This is a genomic window from Streptomyces sp. 3211.6, assembly GCF_003634815.1.
GTDB classification, from domain to species: Bacteria; Actinomycetota; Actinomycetes; order Streptomycetales; family Streptomycetaceae; genus Streptomyces; species Streptomyces katrae_A.
Window position 1 is genome coordinate 31,402 of sequence record NZ_RBXC01000001.1, and the last position, 15,305, is coordinate 46,706.

The following is a 15,305-nucleotide window of genomic DNA, read 5'->3' on the forward strand; positions in this document are numbered from 1 at the left end:
CCACACCTTCACAGGTCAGATGCAGCTCGCTCCTTCTGGCCGGATGCCGGACCAACTTTCACCCGAAGGAGTGAGGTCGTGCTCGAGCAGTTCAGCATTTCAGGCACCGGTCATGCCGTCGGCTCCAGGATTGTCTCGAACACCGGCCTGGCTGTTTCGATGGGGCTGTCCACGGATTGGTTCACGAAGCGCACAGGGATTGATGAACGACGGGTTTGCGGGGAAGGAGAGGACGTACTCACGCTGGCGGTGTCCGCTGTCGAGTCGGCTCTCCAGTCGAGTGGGCTGAAACCTGACATGTTGGGCCCCGAAACAGTTCTCCTTCACATCCAGAACGGCCTGACGGCCTTCACCCCGCCGTCCGGGGTCATCTTGGCGAATGCGCTGGGGCTCAAGGGTCTACGCGTGCTCTCCGTCGACGGAGTCTGCGCTGAACCTGTGGCCATGTTCGAGATGGCTGTGCTCATGTTGTCGAGCAATCGCTGCAGTCGGGCCGTCATCTCGTCGAGTGTGGATTTCCTGCCGATCATCAGCTCGAAGGACAGGGGCACGGTCGGGCTCTTCGGCGCTGGTGCGGGCGCGGTCGTGGTCGAGCGGCACACCACGTCACAGGGCATATCGGCGAAGGTCATGAGCCTTCAGTGGGTGACTCACGCCGACCATGCGGCCCTCGGGAGCATCCCGGTACTGGGCTACAACGCCGGCCCCGAAGGGGTCAGCGTGCAAGCGGGTTTCTACGACATGGACGGCTCTGGCCTGGTTCATACGGGGCTGAGCGTCATCCCTCCCCTGGTTTCCCGTGTACTCGAAGAAGCCGGGTGGTGCCACGACGACGTCCACCTCGTCATCTCCCATCAGCCGAACGTTCGCATGCTGAACGTTCTCATCGAGGCCCTGGGCTTCCGGCCGGAGATTTTCCCGATGCCTGCCAGCCGCCTGGGGAACATGGGCCCGGCCAGCCTGTTGGTGAATCTCTCCCTGGCCAGAGACGAGGGTCTGCTCCGTCCAGGGCAAAGGCTGTTGCTTCTCGCCTTCGGCCTCGGGTTCTCCTGCGGCGCAGTGGCAATCGAGCTCCTGCCCGGTGAGGCGGGGTGCGATGACTGACGCGCGCACATGGGTGCGCCCTCCCGTCTCGGACTCGCTTCGCACGAGGATGACCGAGGACCAAAGAGCGATCGCGGCGGCCATGCGTCCTGTCACGCTTCCCGACGGCAGAACACTCCGCGTACTCGACTGCGGAGAGGGGGACGCCGTTGTACTCCTGCCCATGGTCACCGAACTGAACTTCGTCTACGCACCTCAAATCGCAGAGTTCCAGCGCGACCACCGCGTCGTGCTCTATGAACCGCTGCTCAGCACGAACACGCGGGTCGGCATCAAGGACAGGGCCCACGAGGTCCGCTGCCTGCTTTCCGCCCTCGGTATCAGCCGCGCGCACTTCGTCGTGTGGGGCGACACGGGTGCGGCAGCCTATTATCTGGCCAAGCATCACCCCGAGTTGTGTCGCTCGGTGGTCTTCGTCGGGCTGGCCGATCGTTACCGGTTCCCGCAACCCTACGGCTTCTGGCTGAAGATGCTGGAACACCTTCCCCTCGAGCGAGTGGTGTCATCACGTGTGTGTGCGACGCTCCTTGGGCGCTTCGTCGGAGGGACCCAGATCAAACCGGAGTGGATCGTCCAGGAGGCGCTGGTCGTCCTTCGGTTGACGGCGCTGTTCAAGCACAGCATTCTTCCCAACCTGACCGAGCATCGCCCGACGCCGGGCGAGGTTCACGTGCCGAGCCTGGTCATCTCCGGCGACAACGACCACATCGTCTCGGTCGCCCAGGCCCGCCGCATGGCCGCGCTGCTTCCCCACGCGGGTGCAGCGGTCATCAAGCCAGGTGGTGAGCACTTCATCACCTACGTGGACGACTCATTCGTCAACGAGACCGTTCGCCGCTTCATCTCCAGCGTGGAGTAGCTGATGAGACCATGGCGAACGTAAGGAAACCCGCGGTTCCCGACGCGCAAGCCGCCGACCCCACCGCACCCGTCGGCGGACTCCACCCGCTCACCGTTCTCTGCATCGGTGTACTGGTCACCGCGGTCGCCCTTCCGGAGTCATGGCAAGGCTGGCCCTACGCGCCGTTTCCTGTCTTTCACGCGTGCCTCGCCATTGTCATCCCGCTTTGGCTGGGGGTTCGCCCCACCGGTCGACCCTGGCCTGAGATTCGGGCGCATCTTCCGAAGCAAGGCCGACCGTTCGCTGCCGCCATCGCGTTCATCGGCGGCTTCATCCTTCTCTACAGCCTCGCTATGGCCGTCCTCGGCAAGACGCGGGATCCCGCATGGAACCTGCTCGCGACCTATGGGAAGTTCGCGGATCTGTACGCCGCGCGTTATGGAAGCTGGATCGCGCTGATCATCGTGTACGTCTTCCTGGGACTGTGGCCCATGTTCGGGGAGGAACTCTTCTACCGGGGATTGCTCCATGGCTCGCTGTTGGGGCGCTACTCGCTGCCGATCGCTTCGGTCGTCACGTCCACCCTGTTCGGACTCCGCCACTCGGCCCAACTGGTCTACCTTTTGCCTGCATACCCGTATGTGGCCGGCGCAGCATACTTCGTATGGGCTTTCGGCGTGAGCATGATCTGGTGCTGGGTGCACGCACGGACGGGCTCTCTGTACCTCTGCATGGCGACACACGGGGTGAACATCGTCCTCGCCCCCCTTGCTATTGCCCTCGTGATTCGGTAGGTCCGCTCGTGCCACGTCCCGCATCACCGCTGCGTGCATTCACTCTGCGCGGCGCACGCGCTGTTCATCGAGCCGGAGCCTGGGGGTTCGACCGTTCTGGTCCCCTTGCACCACTCCTTGCCGAGCTCGGCGCACCCCTGCATCGGTGGCTGTTCCCCCACTCGCTTCTGACGGATCCGGGGATCCCCGTCGAGGTCGACGGCTTTCGGCTCTACCACGAAGGGCGCCCCTCATATCACCTCCAGATGCTGGCGATGGGCATGCACGACCGCGATGTCGCGGCACTCATCCGGCAGCTCGTCAGGCCGAGCATGTCGGTCGTGGACGTCGGTGCGCACCTGGGCTACTTCACGCTGCTGTGCGCGCGCCTCGGCGGAGCGGCGAGCAGGGTCTGGGCCTTCGAGCCGTCGTCGGCACTGCTCCCCATCCTGCGGAGAAACGTGGCGGAGAACGACGTCTGCGGCGAGATCCACGTGGTGCCGAGTGCCGTGGGAGATTCGGTCGGTGCAGTGACGCTGTTCGCAGGCACGCCCGACAGCATGCTGTCCAGCATCCACCGGGCTGCGGCGGCCGGCGACGGTGCGGGGCCGAGGGAGACCGTTGCGTGCACCACCTTGGACGCATGGGCCGAACGGAGTCTGTGGCCCCGAGTGGATCTGGTCAAGATCGACATTGAAGGCCACGAGGTCGCGGCGTTGGCCGGTATGCGGGAGCTGAGCCGTCGAAATCCCGGTCTGGTTCTGATCATCGAGCTCAACGAGCGGACGCTGGCCGCTGCAGGTGAGTCGATCGACTCGTTCTGGGCGGCCCTGGCCGCATGCGGATTCGACGACGTCTCCCTGGCGGGGCCCCCTCCTCGACCGGTGACATACCCCCAGGACCGCGACGCCATCCGGCGGGAGATCCGTCGCCAGGGAAACGGGCGGGTCAATCTGATGTGCCTGCGGAGGCCGGGGTAGCCGGCCGGTGACCGGCTCGTCGGATCTCCGATCCGCTCCTCGCACTCGCGACCAGGAAAGCCCCTGCCAGGGACAGGAGCAGGAAACACGACTCGGCGTACCCGCGCACGACGGACAGCAGCCCGGACGAGAGAAACACGACACCCAGGCCCAGTTCACACCACGCGATCCGCGAGGCGGTTTTGACCCACTTCACTTCGCTCTTCCGGATAATGCCCGACGACCCTTCCTTGGGGGTTCTCACGAACTCCGGCTCGTCTCGCTTGATCGTGTCCCGGAAGCCGGCCAGGATGGAGACCGATACGCCTATGGCGAGCGGCAACGACAGGGGCAGACGCAGACACCGCCGCGCCCAGTCGTCGTACAGAATTCTCTGAGAGAGCGCGCATTCCTGCAACGGCGGGAACAGTACGAGAAACGCGCTGAGACCGACTTGGGTGATCACCCAGTACGGAGTGCGTGGGAGCCCGAAAACGACATATGCACTGGAGAGCAGTCCGGTCAGGACGAGTACCGGTGTACCCAGAACCAGGTGCAAGGAAGAAAGCTCAAGAAATCGACGCCTCTTGCCCTGTGGCGGACTGAGCGCCTTCTTCCCGTAATCGAGGAAGAGCCGGAATGCCGCGCGCGCCCAGCGGCGTTGCTGGCTTTTGTAGCTGAGGTAGGTGTCGGGAAGGTCGCTGCTGGCCAATGCCTCGTTGACGAAGACGACCGACCATCCCGCGAGCTGGGCACGGAAGCTGAGGTCGATGCCGTCGTCGGTGAACGGTGCTTCGTGCCACCCGCCGAGTTCTTCGATCGTGCGCTTCCGCCAGACCCCACTGGTCCCCAGATATATGGTGGGCTCCCCCCTGGCCTGGCGGATCCCGCTCGAAAAGCAGAAGAGGCTGTCGATGACCGCCGCTTGGAACAGCGTCAGAGTGGACGAAAGGCCGTTGCGGTGTCGCCACCGCGTATGGACTGCAGCGACGCGGGCATCCTCGAACAGGGGCACGGTTTTGATGAGGAAGTCACGATCAGGTGTGAAGTCCGCGTCAAAAATCGCCACGAGGTCGCAATCTACCGTTCGCGTACCGTGGTTGAGCGCCCCCGACTTGTACCCTTCGCGGCTTGTTCTGTGGACGTATTCGATCGGGACGGAGCCTCCGCGATGTGCGTCGACGACAGCCTTGGCCAGCGCGGCCTCTTCCCCCTCGGAGTCGTCCAGAACTTGCACCGCGAGTCGGCCGTCCATATAGTCGAGGTTCTTTACCGCCGCGAGCAGTCGGTAAAGAACTTTATGTTCTCGATAAATGGGGAGTTGCACCACGACCGTCGGCCAGGAGCAACTGCTCGGCCGGGTGAGTTCGATGGCCTGCCCTCCGACACCCTTCATCTGAGAATATGCATGAATGACCAGTATCCGCAGTTGAGCTATGGCGAAGAACGCCAGCATGGCGGAAAGGGCTATCACCAGCATTCCATCAGTCTAACCCGAATTCCGCATGAGGGCTCGCCGGCTTACTGACGCGACAGTGGTGCGTTCGGGTGATGAGCCGACGAGCCCCCGGTGGAGACAGGGGAGCACGGGTGGGTTCTCACTCATCATGGTGACGTAACTGTTCGCAACCGTTTCGCTCCGATGCTTAGTTCACGCTCAGTCGAGGAGGCCGCCGCGTGAGGCGTCATTCACCTTTCGGCCGGCACCTCGCAGAAACCAGAGACGAAGCAGTCTTCGTCACCGGTACATCCAGCGGGATCGGCAGGGCAATCGCTCTGGACCTCGCCGGGCGAAGTGTGACCGTATTCGCCGGTGTGCGCAGGGCCGGGGACGCGCCGAAGGGCGACGGACTGCCCGGTGCGGTGCACGAGATCCTCTTGGACGTCACCAGTGGCAGCCAGATCACGGAGGCGGCCGATTCGATCCGCCGGCTCCTGGGCCGGCAGCGCCTCCGCGGAGTGGTGAACAATGCCGGCGCCGCGACCGGCGGCCCCCTGGAATACGTGACCATCGACGAGATGCGACACCAGTTCGAGGTCAACGTCTTCGGCCAGCTGGCCGTGACTCAGGCGGTTCTTGACCTGATCCGCGATCACGGGGACGGACGCGTACTCTTCACGAGCTCTATCGCAGGACACGTCGCCGCACCCTGCTTCGGACCCTACGCCGCGTCAAAGCACGCACTGAACGGCATAGCGGAGTCGATGCGACGCGAGCTGCGGCCATGGAACATCTGCGTGTCCGTCCTCGTGCCCGGAGCGGTGGCGACGCCGATCTGGGGCAAGGCAGACCATTCTGTGCAGGGCTTGACGGACCGATTGCCGATGAGAGCGAAGGAGTTGTACGGCAGCACACTGGAGAACATGCGGCGATACGTGGCTTCCGCCGCGGCGGGGCGGAGCATCTCGCCGTCGGTGGTCGCCCGTGCCGCTCATCATGCGCTCTATGCGCGACATCCCAAGGCCGTCTATCTCATGGGCGCGGAGGCACGCGCGGGGGTGGCCCTGTCCACCGCTCTGCCCACACGAGTCTTCGACGCGCTGCTTGCCAGGCAGCTGAGCAGATCCCCGTCGAGATAGACCTTCAGCGACGTGGGGCCGGCCCACCTCAACGAGCCGCGGGCACGACCTCCCAGTCCGGCGTGTAGCCGCAGTGCCAATACAACACGGAACCATTGCTGCGCCCCTGGGCCAGACAAGACTCCATGATCGACCAGGTCTTACCTCCGAAGACCGGGTCGAGCTTCAGTCCTGTCTCGTCCTTCACGGATGTGCACAGCTCGACCAGGTCGGTTGGGTAGCGGCCGAATTCGCGGTAGATCCTGGTCGTCCTCAGGTCGATGCGTCCACTCGGCACCCGGTCGGACACGGACAAGTAGTGCTCGGTCCACCGGACGAGTCCGTGGATCCACCAGCGTGCTGGGCCCGGGTAAACCTGAACGCCGACGACATGGATCGGACGATGTCCTTGCTGGCGCAGGAGGTTCTCCGCCAGCACGAAACCCGCGAACGCCGTGCCCGACGCGGCCGTGATGAACACCGTCTGCAGCGGCGGCACCCCCATGGCCTCGACCTGACCCACCATTTCCAGGAAACCGCGCGCAGCAGCGATCACCGCTGCGGGATGTGCGAGGCTCGGCGGGGCGAAGAACGGCCGTCGTCCCGCTCTGCGGCTCCGGTGATAGGCACCGGCCAGCGCACCGGCTGCCTCGATGTGGCCCGGGCCGATCAGACGCACGTTGCTTCCGAGGCCGCCGAACATCCTCCGCCGCTCACCGAGAGGAAGAGGCGGAACGTCAGCGACGACGATGTCCCATGCGATGTCGAACCGTCGAAGAACCGGGAGGATGTCGTGTACGAGGTTGGTCACGTTGCCCACCGGGGTGACGAGGCTGCCGTACCCCTTCTCCAGCATGTGCCCGACCAGATGTTCGATCTTACGTGTCTTGACGCCTCCGCGGCCGTGACCGGAGAGGTCGTCACGCTTGACCAGGACATCCACCCCGTTTGATCGGGAGATTGCCGAGATCGGCGTCGGCCACTGTCCCAGAGGGACGAACGGGGCCTCCAGAATGCGCTGGATTCCATTGTGGTCGCGCATGCCTGGTCCCTCAACGTGCTGTCACGGCCGGTCCGGGCACGGGATGGAGAATCACAATGGGAAGCTCTCGGGCTGTGCGCTGCCGGTAATCCTCGTACCCGGGGAAAGCCTTGACGAACCGGAGCCACAGTTCCGCACGTTTCCGTTGGTCGGCCCGTTCGGCCCTGACAGGGAAGGTGCGACCTCTGATCTCGACCGTCGCGAAGGGATTTTCTCCGAGGTTCAGCCACCAGCCCGGCGGCTGGTCCAGTCCCCCGTGAGAAGCGATGACCGCGAGGTCTTCGCCGTCCTCGACAGCGAGGAGGGGAACCGTCCGCGGCTCGCCCGTCCTACGGCCCGTCGTCGTGATGATCACGATCTTGCCGTGCTTCAGACCCAGTCGTCCCAGCAGACCACCCGTTCGCCGGTAGACGCCGAGATGCAGCACGCTCATGACGACGATGAATCTGCGAAGGGCAGGACTGGACTTCTGCCCGATCCGGAGCATGGCCGCGCGCAGAAGGGCCACCCCGAGTCTGTGCATAGGGACTCCCCACGGCAGTCGATCTCCTGTTCCACGTTACGTCGGACTGCCTCCGTCCGCATGACGGCGGATTGATGCCCGCAGCGGTCTTTTCGTTCCGGACACAGCTCACGTGAAAGCAGGGCTGCGGGCCACGGTGGTGGCGGCGTGCGGGACCGGCAAGACGTTCATGGCCGCCGCGGCAGCGCTGAAGCTGGCACGGGGCGGGCGGGTGCTGGTGCTGGTGCCGACCCTGGATCTGCTGACCCAGACGGTGCGGGAGTGGCAGGCGGTGGGCCACACCGGGCCGGCGGTGGCGGTGTGCTCCCTGGAGGACAACCCCGAGCTGTGGGCGGGGCAGGTGCGCTCCACCACGTCCGCGCCGCAGCTGGGCCTGTGGCACAGCCGGGGGCCGGTCACCGTCTACGCCGCCTACGCCTCCCTGCCCGTGATCACCGAAGCTCACCGCGGGGAGTACGGGCTGCCGATGGAGGCTTTCGACCTGGTGGTGGTGGACGAGGCGCACCGTACGAGCGGGTCGGCGGGGAAGGCGTGGGCGGACGTGCACCGCCAGGAGGTCATCCCCGCCCGCCGCCGGCTCTACATGACGGCCACCCCCCGCGTCTGGGCGGAGCGTCCTCCGCGTTCGCGTGCGGAGGAGCGGCCGGTCGAGGAGAGCCGGCGCCTGGCCGAGGAGGAGGGCCGGCCGTATGTGCCCCGGTCGCGGTGGGACCGGCTGCCGAAGGAAATGGCGTGCTCGATGGAAGATGTGCGGGTGTTCGGGCCCGTGGTCTATGAGCTGTCCTTGGCCGACGCAGTCGCCCGGGGGCTCCTCGCCCGGTATCAGGTCGTCGTCGCCGAGCTGGTCGACCCCGTCGTCACGCCGCAGAGGCTCTACAGCGAGAAGCGCTACGAGGAGCGGCTGCGTGGCGAGCGGCTGGCGGCGGTGCAGACGACGCTGCTGGAGACGATGGCCGAGCACGACCTGAAGACCACCATCACCTTCCACCACCGAACCGTGGAGGCGCAGGCGTTCGCCGAGGGCCTGGACCGCGTCGCGCGGCGGCTGCACGCCGTCGACCCCGCCCGGCACCCCGAGAAGGTGTGGGCCGGGTGGCTGCGCGGGGAGCACGAGCCCGAGCACCGGGCCGCCGTGCTCGCCGACTTCGGCCGGCGGGCTGGGCGCGCGGTGCTGGCGAACTGCCGGGTCCTGGGCGAGGGCGTCGACATCCGGGCGGTGGACTCCGTGGCGCTGATCGACCCGAAGGGGTCGGCCGTCGACATCGTGCAGGCCATCGGCCGGGCGCTGCGGCAAAAGCCCGGCGAGGGGAAAATCGCGACGCTGATCGTGCCTGTTTTCCTGCGGGAGGATGAGAATCCCGAAGACATCATTTCTTCGAAGTCGTACGGGCCTCTTATTCGGCTTTTGAATGGTTTGCGGGCGCATGATGAACGCGCTGTCGAATTGCTTGCTGTGCCGCAGGAAAACCAGAAACGCGTCGTACAGCCGTCGCTGACGATCGGTCCCCCGCCGGAAGACGGCGACGAGGAGAGCCGGCTGCTGCTGCGGTTCGCCGCCCCGCGAGACCCGGCGCTGATCGCGAAGTGGATCAGCTACCAGGTCTTCGACACCGAACGGCAGGACTGGCGACGCGGCTACGAGGCCGCCTGGCGCTACCGGGAACGCGAGGGTCATCTGGACGTCCCGTACGACCACACTGAGGGCGCCTACCCGCTGGGGCGGTGGCTGTCCGACCAGCGGCGGGCGTTCCGGGCCGGGACCATGACCGGGGAGCGGGCCGCCGAGCTGGAGGCGCTGGGCATCGTGTGGGACACCGCCGACGCCGGCTTCGCCGAGAACCTCGCCGCCGCGCACGCCTACTACGAGCTCCACGGGACGCTGGCCGCGCCGCGTCACGCGACCGCGCTGGACAAGCCGGTCGGGCAGTGGCTGACCAACATCCGCCGGCCTGGCGGACTCGGCAAGGACCCGGTACGCGCCGAGCGGCGGGCCGCCCAGCTCGCCGCGATCGATGAGGACTGGAACCCAGGCAAGCGGGGATGGACGGTGGACTGGCAGCGCCACTACGCCTACCTCGCCCAGCTCCTGGCCGAGAGGGCGCGGCTGGCGGCCGTCAAGCCGGGAGTGACCCGGCACGGCGAGGACGTCGGCCGGTGGCTGGCCACCCAACGCCGGAACTGGAACCGGCTGAACACCGAACAGCAGGCCCGGCTCGGGAAGCTCGGCGTCACCCCGGCCAGGGTCGTACACGCCCGCACAGCGCCCCCGAAGCCCGCTGCGGCCTCCCGGGCGGGGCGGGGCCGGGAAGCCTTCGACAAGGGCCTCCAAGCCCTCCAGCAGTACCTGGAACGGGAAGGCGGCGGCACACCCGGACGGGGGCACGTCGAACGACTCCCCGACGGCAGCGAACACCGCACTGGTGTGTGGCTGGCGAACCAGCGGCAGCGCCGCGACCGGCTCCACCCCGACCAGCTCCAGGCGCTCGCTGACCTGGGGCAGGAGTGGGCCGACTCGTGACCGGGCCGCCGACCCGGTGCGGTGCCCGTCGGGGTGGACACCCTCCTAAAGACCGTGTCCTATGTGGTGAGGCGTCGTTGGGCTTCGTATGGGGCGGGGTACGTGGAGTTGGATTGTTCCGGACGGGTTGTGGGAGATCGCGAAGCCGCTGCTCCCGCCGTCTCGGGTGCGGCCGCAGGGCGGCGGGACACAGGACACGCCTGACGAGACGCTGTTCGCAGCGATCATCTACGTGCTGGTATCGGGGTGTGCCTGGCGAGCACTGCCGCCATGCTTCGGGATATCGAAGTCCACCGCACACCGCCGGTTCCTGATCTGGTCCAGAGCCGGCGTCTGGGGCCGCCTGCACGAGAAGATCCTGTACCGGCTCGACGACGCCGGCTTGCTCGACCTCTCCCGCGTGGTTCTGGACTCCGCCCACGTCAGGGCTAAAAAGGGGGCGAACTCACAGGTCCGAGCCCCGTGGACCGGGGCAAGGCGGGCTCCAAGATGCACGTCCTGTCGGACGCGGCAGGACTGCCCCTCCTCGTCGGTGTCAGTGCGGGCAACACCCACGACAGCCTCGCGCTGAAGCCGATGGTGCTCGGTCACCAAACGAGACACGACCCCTACCGTGGCCGCTGCTTCAAGCCGCAACGCATCCATGCCGACAAGGCCTACGACATACCCCATCTGCGGAAATGGCTCCGCGGCAAACGAATCGGAGTCCGCATCGCCCGCAAGGGCGTCGAGTCCAGCGAGCGGCTCGGGCGGCGCAGGTGGGTGATCGAGCGGACGATGTCCTGGCTGACCGGCTACCGCCGGCTCAACCACCGCTACGAGCGTCATCCCCGCAACTACCTGGCCTTCCTCGGCCTCGCCGCAGCCCTCTGCTGCTACAAACGCCTCCTCCGCCTCACCACATAGGACACGGTCTTAGGGTCTTCGTCCAGTGGCAAACTCGGGAGGGGTGGTTCGGGTGCACAGAATGATCAGGTCCGTGGCCGTCGTGATGATGGTTGGCGTGGTGGGGGCGTGTCAGTCCGGAAGTCCGCAAGGCGGGTCTCATTCGCAGAGCCCTTCTCCGGGCACCAAGCCGGGTCCGGCCACGCCCCGGCTGAAGGCACCGGACGGCTTCGACGCCGCCAAGGGGTGGGCGTTACCCTCCGGCCCCCGTGATCAGATGGCCGTCGCTCCCACCGCCCAGCTGGTCATCGAATCGACGAAGGAAGCGAACGGGTACGTCTTGACGGCCAAGGACGCCGTCACAGGCGCGGTCCGGTGGTCGAGCGAGCCCTGGTGGCCGTTCAAATCCATCCGGGACAAGGCACCCAAGCCCCAGGTGGTCACCGTGGGTGGCAAGGACTACGTGGCGGTCTCGATCGCCGGGCGCCCCGGCCAGGACAGCGTGCACAAGGGCCAGCCGACGATCCAGACCGCGGTGTATACCGCCGAGGCCTCGGGGACCGCCGTTCGCCCGGCCCGCACGATGGACCTCCCCGTCAAGGAGGACGAGATTGACCGCCTCCCCGAGGCCTCGGGAACCCAACTGGTCCGATACACGGGAGGAACCCCGAACAATCCCCTCACCCCCATGGCGATGGACGTGGTCTCCGGTAAGATCACCCCCTACACACTCAACGTCTACGACGCCCCGGACCCGAGCGTGTGCCGCAGCTGCTCCCTGGGCGGCCACGCCGCGGGACTGACCGCGGAGGGTCCGGTCATCCAGGGGCACCAGGGCCCCCAGACCACGGTCATCTGGGTACCCAGTGTCTGGTACGGGCCGGACAACCTGCCACCGGGGGCCTTCGCCGGACAGACGGCCGAGGACCTACAGGTCATCGGCGATCTGGTCATCGCGGGCTGGCCAGCTGACGACGGGACCAGCCTGAGCAGTCACCCCCACCGCGTCTGGGCCGTGCACGACGCGGCAACGGGCAAGGTCAAGGCATCCGTCGGCTGCACCACCGACAACCCTGCGGGCAGCAATGTGCGCAACCTCTTCCACCCGGTCGTCGACCCCGACCACCACTACCTCGTGTACGGCCCGCTGGCCTTCGACCTCGTCAGCGGCAAGGGAACCTGTGCGCTCGGCAGCTCCACCACCAAGGACGCTGGCTTCGACTCCGTCGATCTCAACGGCACGGCCTACGGCCACACCACGGACCGCGACGAGTCGGCCCCGGTCGCCCTGGACATCGCTTCGGGAAACGTCACCGCCCTGCCGTCCGGCACCAGGATCCCGACCCTCTTCCTCAAGGGGGCGGCGGTATACATCCCGTCGGACGAGGAGAACGTCCCTTACAGCCTGGTGTCCTACCCGCGGCGCTGAACGCGCCGACGGACTGCTCACACACGGAGTGTGCGTCGGCACACGACCGCGTTCCCGTCTCCGTGCCGCGTCATCGCCCGGCACGGAGACGGTCCTCCTCCGGTGCGGCGGGGAGACGCGAGACCTGGGCGGTCCATGCTGGGGAGCGGGACCCCCAGCGCTGCGCGCTGGGGAGAGACGGCGACCGCTGCGCGGCCGAGTGACGGAGCGTGAGGCCCCGCGCTTCGCGCGGGGCGGGCCGGCGCCCGCTTCGCGGGTTAGGCCGTGTCTTCAAATGGTTCTGATGGGGGATCATGTCGGCATGGTGCGTCGTCATGAGCTGACGGATGTGGAGTGGGAAGTGCTGTCCGGGCTGTTGCCGCGGTCGTCCTCGGGGCGGCCGCGGTTGGACGACCGGCGGGTGCTGAACGGGATCGTGTGGAAACTGCGGACGGGGTCGGCATGGCGTGATGTGCCGGCACGGTACGGGCCCTGGCGGACTCTGTACACGCGTTTTCGCAGGTGGGCGCTGGACGGGACGTTCACGCGGATGCTGGCCGCGGTCCAGGCGGAGAAGGACGCGACCGGTGACATCGACTGGCTGGTGTCGGTCGACTCCACGGTCGCGCGGGCCCATCAGCATGCTGCGGGCGCCCGTAAAAAGGGGCAGGGCAGGGGGACGAAGTATGTGATCACGCCCTCGGGCGATCCCGGGGCGGACTGACCACGAAAATCCACCTGGCCTGCGACGGCCGCGGCCGGCCGCTGGGCTTCGTCCTCACCGGCGGCAACGCCGCCGACTGCACCCGCTTCGAGGAGGTCATGGACACCATCAAGGTCCGCCGAGCCGGGCCCGGGCGGCCCCGAACCCGCCCGGACCACGTCCTGGGCGACAAGGGCTACAGCTCCCGCAGGATACGTGCCTACCTGCGTAAACGCGGGATCGGCCACACCATCCCCGAGCGCCGTGACCAGCGGGCCAACCGCTACCGCAGAGGCCGCAACGGAGGCAGACCACCTGCCTTCGACACACAGCTCTACAAGAAACGCAACGTCGTCGAACGCTGCTTCAACCGCCTCAAGCAGTACCGCGCGATCGCCACTCGCTACGACAAAACCCGCGAGTCCTACCACGCAGCCGTCACCATCGCGTCCCTGTTCCTCTGGCTCAGACCCCTTTGAAGACACGCCCTAAGGCTGGGGCCGTCCACACTCCGCGGCGGCGTGCCCCGGCCCGGCGACAACCTCCGCCGGGTCCTGACCGCGCGCGTCGTGGGCGGCCGTAGGCGGTTTGCTGGTCTGCTGGCACGACGTCATCGTGGCGCGGATCTGCCTGTCCTCCCGTTCATCGGGCGGCGGCCGGGCCGGAGGATGTCGGCAAGCGCAAGGGCAGACGGCGGCAAATCACGCGGTGAGCAGATCTCCGCGTTGCAGCGCCTGGCGCAGGACAACGGAGACTTCCTCGAGGAGGTACTCGCCTCGGTCGTCGCGCCCCAACTCGGGCACGCAGCGGTCGTTGAAGTCCCATGACTCGACGCAGGCGAGGTAGAAGAACTCCTGCTCCCCCTTGGGGTTCTCTAGCAGGTGGGACAGGCGGAGGATCTCGGCGTCAGGGGCGGACCCGTCCCACGTGCGGGCCCGCCTCGCGTGGAAGATGCAATCGGCTATCAAGCCGACCGCGCTGATCATCGATGACACGGGATTCCTCAGGGATGGCGACGCCTCAGCGTGCGTGACGCGCCAGTACACCGGGACCGCGGGCAAGGTCACCAACTGCCAGGCGGGGGTCTCGCTGCATCAGACCGGCGACCATGCCTCAGCTGCGGTCAACTGGCGGCTGTTCCTCCCGGAGACCAGGGACCCGGCCTCGCCGAAGGCCGATCCCGCGAAGGTGGCCCGCCGGGCGAAGTGCGGTATCCCCGAGGGCCTCGGCCACGTCGAGAAGTGGCAACTGGCGCTGGACATGGTCGACGAGACGCGGTCGTGGGGCCTGGACGTTCCGCTGGCCGTCGCCGATGGCGGATACGGGGACACCGCTGCCTTCCGCCTCGGCCTCGAGGAACGCGGCCTGCATTACGTGGTGGGCACCTCCACCACCGTGACTGCCCAGCCCGGCGACGCGGCGCCCTGCACTCCGCCCTACTCCGGAACCGGGCGCCGTCCCTCAGCGCAGTACCCCCAGACAGCCCAGAGCGTGAAGGAGCTGGTCATCCAGGCCGGACGGAAGACTGCCCGGCCAGTGCAATGGCACGAGGGATCCCGTCACGGCACCGGCCGCAGCGGCTTCAAACGCATGTACTCGCGCTTCACGGCTCTGCGGATGAGGCCCGCCGGGCGCCAGATCCGCAAAGCCGTCACCGGGCCAGAGCTGCCCGCCTGCTGGCTGCTGGACGAGTGGCCCGCCAGGGAGGCGGAGCCGGTCCAGTTCTGGCTCTCGAACATGCCCGAGGACACACCGCTGACCACACTCGTGCGGATGGCGAAGCTCCGCTGGCGCATCGAGCACGACTCACGCGAGATGAAACAGGCCCTGGGCCTGGCCCACTTCGAGGGCCGCAGCTGGCGCGGCTGGCACCACCACGTCACCCTCGTCTCCGCCGCCCACGCCTTCTGCACCCTCCGGCGACTGGCCAGAGCCCCAAAAGAAACGGCGTCGGCCTGGCCCTCTACCGGGTCGTCCGCGAGTTACAGAC

At 67.1% G+C, this 15,305-nt stretch carries 13 protein-coding genes and 1 pseudogene; 10 read left to right on the forward strand and 4 right to left on the reverse strand.

From position 1 onward, the window contains the following. Nucleotides 1-78 precede the first annotated feature (78 nt). The 4 genes from BX286_RS00145 to BX286_RS00160 all read left to right on the forward strand — a co-directional run bounded on the left by BX286_RS00145 (nt 79) and on the right by BX286_RS00160 (nt 3,698). Complete coding sequence (locus BX286_RS00145; RefSeq protein ID WP_121014250.1) at nt 79-1,104, forward strand: 3-oxoacyl-ACP synthase III family protein; 1,026 nt, start codon at nt 79-81, stop codon at nt 1,102-1,104. A 163-nt stretch (nt 1,105-1,267) separates the two neighbouring features. Continuing rightward, nucleotides 1,268-1,963 carry an alpha/beta fold hydrolase gene (locus tag BX286_RS00150; RefSeq protein ID WP_148710229.1) on the forward strand — a complete coding sequence of 232 codons (696 nt, stop codon included), beginning with the start codon at nt 1,268-1,270 and terminating at the stop codon, nt 1,961-1,963. Nucleotides 1,964-1,974: 11 nt separating this feature from the next. Beyond that, on the forward strand, nt 1,975-2,739 hold the full coding sequence (locus BX286_RS00155; protein WP_121014252.1) for a CPBP family intramembrane glutamic endopeptidase: 765 nt from the start codon (nt 1,975-1,977) through the stop codon (nt 2,737-2,739). A gap of 245 nt (nt 2,740-2,984) precedes the next feature. Beyond that, nucleotides 2,985-3,698 (forward strand): FkbM family methyltransferase, encoded by a 714-nt coding sequence (locus BX286_RS00160; RefSeq protein ID WP_187344039.1) that lies wholly within the window; start codon nt 2,985-2,987, stop codon nt 3,696-3,698. Here the strand turns inward: BX286_RS00160 and BX286_RS00165 are convergent. Then, nucleotides 3,667-5,157 (reverse strand): glycosyltransferase, encoded by a 1,491-nt coding sequence (locus tag BX286_RS00165; protein ID WP_121014253.1) that lies wholly within the window; start codon nt 5,155-5,157, stop codon nt 3,667-3,669. The two genes, BX286_RS00160 and BX286_RS00165, sit on opposite strands and share 32 nt — an antisense overlap. A 197-nt stretch (nt 5,158-5,354) precedes the next feature. Here BX286_RS00165 and BX286_RS00170 point away from each other — a divergent pair, with 197 nt between their 5' ends. Then, nucleotides 5,355-6,257, forward strand: a complete 903-nt coding sequence (locus BX286_RS00170) for an SDR family NAD(P)-dependent oxidoreductase (protein WP_121014254.1) — start codon at nt 5,355-5,357, stop codon at nt 6,255-6,257. A 28-nt stretch (nt 6,258-6,285) separates the two neighbouring features. Here BX286_RS00170 and BX286_RS00175 read toward each other — a convergent pair whose 3' ends face one another. Continuing rightward, nucleotides 6,286-7,278: a pyridoxal-phosphate dependent enzyme gene (locus BX286_RS00175; protein ID WP_121014255.1), complete on the reverse strand. Its 993-nt coding sequence runs from the start codon at nt 7,276-7,278 to the stop codon at nt 6,286-6,288. A 10-nt stretch (nt 7,279-7,288) separates the two neighbouring features. Continuing rightward, a complete protein-coding gene (locus tag BX286_RS00180; protein ID WP_159036836.1) occupies nt 7,289-7,711 on the reverse strand; it encodes a nitroreductase/quinone reductase family protein in 423 nt (140 codons plus the stop codon). Between the two features lie 202 nt (nt 7,712-7,913). Between BX286_RS00180 and BX286_RS00185 the strand changes: the two genes are divergently transcribed. The 4 genes from BX286_RS00185 to BX286_RS00200 all read left to right on the forward strand — a co-directional run bounded on the left by BX286_RS00185 (nt 7,914) and on the right by BX286_RS00200 (nt 13,794). Then, nucleotides 7,914-10,319, forward strand: coding sequence for a DEAD/DEAH box helicase (locus BX286_RS00185; protein ID WP_261993276.1), 2,406 nt, complete (start codon nt 7,914-7,916; stop codon nt 10,317-10,319). A gap of 88 nt (nt 10,320-10,407) precedes the next feature. After that, nucleotides 10,408-11,225 (forward strand): IS5 family transposase gene (locus BX286_RS00190; RefSeq protein ID WP_100861943.1). Its coding sequence is split into 2 segments (ribosomal slippage): nt 10,408-10,750 and nt 10,750-11,225, totalling 819 coding nucleotides; the frame shifts between segments, so codons are not numbered across the junction. Between the two features lie 256 nt (nt 11,226-11,481). After that, the gene (locus tag BX286_RS00195; protein WP_121014256.1) at nt 11,482-12,633 is read left to right on the forward strand and encodes a hypothetical protein; all 1,152 of its coding nucleotides are present in this window, start codon (nt 11,482-11,484) and stop codon (nt 12,631-12,633) included. A 301-nt stretch (nt 12,634-12,934) separates the two neighbouring features. Continuing rightward, a protein-coding gene (locus BX286_RS00200) for an IS5 family transposase (protein WP_199848270.1) occupies nt 12,935-13,794 on the forward strand; the annotation gives its coding sequence in 2 pieces (ribosomal slippage) (nt 12,935-13,283 and nt 13,283-13,794; 861 coding nt in all). Nucleotides 13,795-14,016: 222 nt separating this feature from the next. Here the strand turns inward: BX286_RS00200 and BX286_RS36230 are convergent. Beyond that, nucleotides 14,017-14,310, reverse strand: coding sequence for a hypothetical protein (locus BX286_RS36230; protein ID WP_187344312.1), 294 nt, complete (start codon nt 14,308-14,310; stop codon nt 14,017-14,019). Here BX286_RS36230 and BX286_RS00205 point away from each other — a divergent pair. Then, nucleotides 14,237-15,271 (forward strand): annotated as a pseudogene (locus BX286_RS00205) (IS701 family transposase); the annotation flags it as partial. The gene BX286_RS36230 and the pseudogene BX286_RS00205 overlap by 74 nt on opposite strands. Nucleotides 15,272-15,305 lie beyond the last annotated feature (34 nt).